We start from the raw sequence: 5,749 nt of genomic DNA on the forward strand, positions 1-5,749 counted from the left end.
TATGCGTGAAATCGCTAAGATCCACAAGGGTGATTTCCGTATGACCTCAAACCAGAATATGATTATCGCGGGTGTGGTGCCCGAGGATAAAGCGACTATCGAAGGGCTTGCCCGTAAACACGGTTTACTCGGCCAAGTGTTGACACAAACCCGTGGTCATTCGATTGCCTGTGTGGCCTTGCCAACTTGTCCATTGGCAATGGCGGAAGCTGAGCGTTATTTCCCTGAATTTATTGACCATATTGATGCGCTCCAAGCAAAGAATGGCATTAGCGATCAAGCAATCGTGGTGCGTATGACAGGCTGTCCAAACGGTTGTGCCCGCCCATTTGCCGCCGAAATCGGTCTTGTGGGTAAGGCGCCGGGGCGCTATAACCTGTATCTCGGGGCGAACTTCGAAGGCACTCGCCTGAATAAGATGTACAGAGAGAATATCCAAGAGGCTGAGATCCTTGCTGAATTGGATGCATTATTTGCCCGCTACGCGATTGAGCGTAATGCAGGCGAAACCTTTGGTAACTTCACTGTCCGCGTGGGCGTGGTGAAGGCGGTTATCGATGCCGCTAAGGATTTCCATGGCTGATCTTCATTCAGGTGGGACGGGTTCCGGCTTGCCGAATGCGTTGCAGAGCGTGGTAAGTAGTAGCGAACTTAAAGCGCTGCTGACGGCACCTAAAGATGTGCAGCAAGCGGAACTGGAACGCATTAATCGCTTCTTAGCTAGCTTGACGGCTCAAGAGCGAGTGCTCTGGGGCTTAGCCTATTTGCCGGGTAATCACGCGCTGTCATCCAGTTTTGGGATCCAGGCGGCGGTGATGTTGCATATGGTGAGTCAGGTGCAATCGGATATTCCGGTGATTTTAACGGATACTGGATACCTCTTTCCTGAGACATATCAGTTTATTGACCAGCTTACCGAGCGTTTATCCTTAAATCTTAAGGTCTACCAAGCGCCGATGACGGCGGCATGGCAGGAGGCGCGCTTTGGCCAATTGTGGGAGCAGGGCTTAGAGGGTCTTGAACGTTACAATCGACTGAATAAAGTGGAGCCGATGCAACGTGCTTTGGCGGAACTTGAAGTAGGCACTTGGTTTGCGGGACTTCGCCGGAGCCAGTCGAGCACTCGCGAAGAGTTACCGATATTGGCTATCCACGGTACTCGCTTTAAGCTGCTGCCGATTATCGAATGGTCGAACAAAGATGTGCATCTGTATTTGACTCAATTTGACTTGCCTTACCATCCTCTATGGGAGCAAGGTTATGTTTCTGTTGGGGATACCCATTCTACTAAACCCTTAGAATTAGGGATGTCTGAAGAAGAAACACGCTTTAATGGCTTAAAACGCGAATGCGGTCTGCATTACGAAATATAGCCATCTATTTGATTAAATAGAAAAATGCCACAGTATTCCCTGTGGCATTTTTTATTTTATGCCACTAAAAGAGTATTTTGCTTAATTTTAAAGCGGTTTGGCCGTTAAGGTATTTTGTATGTCATTCTGCCGTCATCAAAGTCAGATAAATTGTATTTTCATAGAGTTAGTTAAGATGTGTTTGCCTGAATTAAATTTTTTGTACATTTTTACTCACAGGGTTATGCACATTAGAATGTTCTGAGCTATATTACAAAGTTCCCGTAGATGGTTTTGAGGGAGTTTACTGCGCAGATCTGCTTTAGTCGGTATTTTGCCAAGTTAAGTTGTTGAATATCGTTATTTATGGGCTTAGTTTGCTGTGTAACGATATAACGAGACGGAAAACAGTAGCACTTCCAAAGGACCTTGCTCGCCGCTGCGAGTATCCAGCAGTTTGATTGACTTGCTAGCGCTTGTTAATCAGTCATTTTCACCTCGGTCAGCTGTGGTCAAAGCTGCCGAGGTTGAGCCAAATTTGTGGCATCATTAATTTATCTTCCTCATTCAATTCAGCTCGGTTTTTTGTAGTTTATGACTTACTATCATCGGCTTACACTTTGCTATTCTACTGTAAGCAAAAAATCTCTTAGACTAACAGTTAGTTTGGATGGCGTGATTGATGAGGATAATTAAATGACCGCCCCTTTGTATGCCATGCGCGATCATGTCAATCGTCCCCAAGTTAATCATCCAACCCCTAAGCCTAAGATGCGCGGTGTTAAGCGTGTATTTATTTGGTTAGCCAAATTGGTTTTGGGTTTATTTTTCGCCTCTATTTTAAGTGTGGTACTACTCCGTTTTATCGATCCTCCGATGTGGAGTTGGCGAATAGAGCGGGCATTGTTTCCGCCCGCACCGATTACTGAGGTTAGGCATCGATGGCGCTCGCTTGAGCAAATCTCCCCTGAACTGCAATTAGCCGTGATTGCCGCAGAAGATCAAAAGTTTGCTGGCCACAGTGGTTTTGATTTAGACGCGATTAGTTCGGCCATCGAATACAATCAAAAAGGTAAAAAGGTTCGTGGGGCCAGTACCTTAAGCCAGCAAGCGGCAAAAAACCTGTTTATGTGGTCGAGCCGTAGTTTTATCCGTAAGGGCATAGAGGCGTGGTTTACCCTGTTAATGGAACTGTTTTGGGATAAGGCGCGTATCCTTGAGGTATACCTGAATATTGTTGAATTTGGTCCGGGGATTTATGGTGCCGAAGCGGCAGCAAAGCATTATTTTGGCAAGAGTGCAGCTAAATTAACTCGTTATGAGGCGTCATTATTGGCTGCAGTTTTACCAAACCCTTGGCGTTATAAAGTCTCCCCCCCTTCTTCCTATGTTGAACAACGTTCCGCTTGGATCCGCAAGCAAATGCGTCAGTTAGGTGAGGTGACACTCAAAAAAGTCGGTGAGGCACAATAAATTTGCGATTGTGATTTTGTTATTAAATTGTAATTATGCATCTCTGATGAGTAGGATGAGTGTTAGGCGTTCGAATGATCCAAGGAATAAACGATGTTTGAGTTTAATTTTGAGCGAGATATGGCTTCACTGCGTGAAGAATATGCTAGAGATGCAAAAATCAATATTCAACACGTCTGGTAGAATGAAACCGCAGCTGTCATTGCTAACACACTTGCTAGTGAAGTGAGTTTTGATAATGCAATGTTTGTCGACAATAAGCCAATGAGAGTGTCGGATCAACAAATACGCCAATTACCGATTGAAGCTCAAAAAGATTTACAGCAAAAAATATTACACAATGCTGCAAATGGGATTGGTTTTTTATATGGAAGTCATCTCGTAGGAGGCTTAGATGGAAAGCCTTCACCTGAATTACTTACATCGCTACATCGTTTTATTAACAGCCCTGACATGTTTAAATTTATTCAAACGATTACGGGTATTGAAGGTATTTGTTATGCCTCACTGCAGGCGAGTCGTTATATTCAGGGGAATTTCTTAACAAGACATAATGATGTTGTGGAAAGTGAGGGCCGTAAAGTTGCTTTTGTTTTTGGCTTTACTCCAGAATGGCATCCTGATTGGGGAGGGCTGCTGCAGTTTTATACCCCTAAAGGTGTGCTGACTGATACCTGGGTGCCAACCTTTAATAATTTGGCATTATTCGATGTCCACCATCCTCACTCTGTTTCATTTGTCGCGCCGTTTGCAAAGCGCCCACGCTTTTCTGTAACAGGATGGTTTCGAACGATTGCGCCCAGTAACCAGTAAATAGGAAGCTTCTGACACATGCCGCGATTAGCGTCAAAGACGTTTTAATGGTAGATTATCGCGGATTTTTGCATATTAATGAGTTCTTATTTGCTATTCGTTATTTCTTAGCTTATCCGTTCTCAAGATTAGTTATAATAAGCTTTTGATTTTGCAATGTTGATGTAATAAGGAATGACAATAGGTCAGTATTTAAATGCCGAAGGTAAGTGCTTTCGGTATTATTTTTGTCACTTTGACGGTAATTAAATGGAGTTTTAGATGAAAAAGATTGTTATTGCTGCGGCAATTATTGCAGCGGGGGCGGGTGCTTATTGGTACACTCAACACGGAAGTAGCTCGAGTGCTTCAGCCAATCCTTTGCTAGATTATATTCCAGCCGATACCCCTGTGTTTACTGGCCAGTTAAAGCCGTTTCCACTGAAAAACTACCTGCAATCGATTTCTAGCAATTACCAGCAATATTCAACTGATTCCTTAGCTCAGTTAGGCGATTTGGATAGCCCAATGGCTAAGTTTTTTGTGAGTATTTATAAGCAATATATGGATGGAATGAAAGATCCTACCGCATTGCTTAAGACTTTCGGTTTACCGAATGAGATCAAGCCTTATTTTTATACCTTAGGTGTAGTGCCTGTTCTTAAAACAGATATTAATCAAATTGATGCATTCTGGGCTGTACTGGATAAAGCCGAACAAGAAAGTGGTTATACCCACGAAAAGCGTACTTTAGCAGGGATTGACTACCGTGCTTATTCGTTTGCCGAAGAAGGTTCAACTGATAAAGCTGACCTATTATTTGCCCATAAAGATGGCATTTTAACGGTCACATTCTCGGCTTCCTCTATCGAGCCTGAAGTATTGGAAATGGCTTTAGGATTGAAGAAACCCGCCCAATCTTTAGCCGCATCTGGCATGTTGCAAGAGATCATTAAAACCCATGGTTTTATGGACGATAGCATCAGCTTTATCAACCATGTTGAGATTGTTAAAGCGATAACCTCTCAAGATGGCAATATGTTAGCTAAACAGCTCACCAAGTTCTTAGCAGAAGAAAGCCAAGGTGAAGATCCGTTAGCGCAAATCCGTACACCAGAATGTCGCACTGAGTTAACCGCGATTGCGGCTAACTGGCCGCGCACAGTGGGAGGTTTAACCGCATTCACGTCGACTGAAAAAGAAAGCCATATGGCGGCTTCTTTTGTGATTGAAAGCAAAAACCAAGCAATTTTAACGGCATTACAAAAAATGCGCGGCTTTATTCCAACCCATTTAGCGGATATTAACAGCACTATTTTCTCGATGGGCCTTGGGATTGATGTTAATGAAGTAGCGCCTTCGCTCACCGCGATTTGGGATGATCTGCAAAAGCCACAGTTGACCTGCGCGCCTCTAGCCGAGCTACAGGCTGAATTAAGCCAGCAAAGCCCTGCGATGTTGGGTATGTTTACCGGCATGGCTAATGGTGTTAAAGGCCTGAGTGTGTCATTACTCGACTATAAGATGAGTTCACAGGATCAAGAGCCTAAACTCGAAAGTTTAGATGCCTTAATCAGTTTAACCGCTGATAATCCTTCAATGTTATTCAACATGGTTAAGCCTTTTGCCCCTATGTTGGCTGAACTGCAAGTCGCGGATAATGGTGAACCCACTGATTTATCTCCACTATTAATGTTGCCGCCAGAACTTAATATCAAACCGATGTTGGCGATTAAGGGACAACACTTAGTGGTTTACTCTGGCGATAAAGGTTTAGCGTTAGCCAATAAACTGGCGAGCGAAAAACCATCAGCCAATGGCCTTTACAGCATGTCAGCCGACTACGGTAAGATGTTTACCCCAGTGCTGACGCTGTTAGAAATGACTGGTGAACCAGTGCCTGAAGAGCTGCAAGCATTGAAAGACTATAATATGCGCGTGCAAATGAGCTTTGATGTGAATAAACAAGGTCTGGTTTTTGGCTCTGTGATGAACTCAAAGGCAAGCGATAAGAAATAAACTTATCACTCCACCGCATTTTAAAGCCAGCAAATTGCCTGTCTCTCATACACAAATCCCTGAACAATGCTCAGGGATTTTTTTTGAACTCATTCCCCGCATTGTGATCAGAT

The 5,749-nt window shown here is 43.8% G+C and carries 4 protein-coding genes and 1 pseudogene; all 5 read left to right on the plus strand.

The genetic code is table 11. From position 1 onward, the window contains the following. A pseudogene (locus L976_RS06465) lies at positions 1–583 on the plus strand (sulfite reductase); the annotation flags it as partial. Then, a complete protein-coding gene (locus L976_RS06470) occupies positions 576–1,373 on the plus strand; it encodes a phosphoadenylyl-sulfate reductase (protein WP_047535315.1) in 798 nt (265 codons plus the stop codon). The pseudogene L976_RS06465 and the gene L976_RS06470, both read left to right, overlap by 8 nt. Positions 1,374–2,048: 675 nt before the next feature. Continuing rightward, positions 2,049–2,825 (plus strand): monofunctional biosynthetic peptidoglycan transglycosylase, encoded by a 777-nt coding sequence (gene mtgA, locus L976_RS06475; protein ID WP_047535318.1) that lies wholly within the window; start codon positions 2,049–2,051, stop codon positions 2,823–2,825. A gap of 225 nt (positions 2,826–3,050) precedes the next feature. After that, positions 3,051–3,638 (plus strand): 2OG-Fe(II) oxygenase family protein, encoded by a 588-nt coding sequence (locus tag L976_RS06480; RefSeq protein ID WP_231570478.1) that lies wholly within the window; start codon positions 3,051–3,053, stop codon positions 3,636–3,638. A gap of 261 nt (positions 3,639–3,899) precedes the next feature. After that, positions 3,900–5,636 (plus strand): hypothetical protein, encoded by a 1,737-nt coding sequence (locus tag L976_RS06485; protein WP_047535320.1) that lies wholly within the window; start codon positions 3,900–3,902, stop codon positions 5,634–5,636. Positions 5,637–5,749 lie beyond the last annotated feature (113 nt).

It is taken from the genome of Shewanella sp. ZOR0012, from assembly GCF_000798835.1.
GTDB lineage: Bacteria > Pseudomonadota > Gammaproteobacteria > Enterobacterales > Shewanellaceae > Shewanella > Shewanella xiamenensis.